Source organism: Streptomyces sp. NPDC044002, assembly GCF_056434525.1.
In genome coordinates, this window is sequence record NZ_JBWKEZ010000081.1 from 31,375 (window position 1) to 31,914 (window position 540).

Here is a 540-nt window from a genome sequence, read left to right on the forward strand (position 1 = left end):
GGGGGGGGGGGGGGGGGGGGGGGGGGGTGGGGGGGGGGGGGGGGGGGGGGGGGGGGTGGGGGTGGTGGGGGGGGGGGGGGGGGGGGGAAAGCCCCCCCCCCCCCCCCCCCAAGCCGCCACAGACCCTGCGGGAGGACCGATTCGCCCCTCGAAGCCCTTCGTCCGCCCGTTCCGCGCCCCATCTCAGCCCCAGACGGCCGTCCGACGCCAAGCCGGGAGGAGCGCGTAGCGATCTACCGCGCCCACGCGCTCCCTGGGCCGATCTGTTCGTCCTCTGGTGCGGGTATCAGCCCCGGACGGCCGCCGGACGCTGAGAAATGAGAAGCGCGTAGCGATCTGTCGCGCCTGGGGGCTTCCCTGGAGGCTCTGATGGGTCTCGCGTGCGGGTAGTCGCGCCCCTGGCCCGGGATTGCGACTTTGGGGGCCCGGATGCCCGGCGGGCCGGCGCCCGGCCCCTCGCCTCATCGCTGAGAGACCCGTCCCCTGCCCTTGGACCGTGCCGTTTCTTTGGGGGTTTCCCGGCAGTCTTTCGGCTTTCCG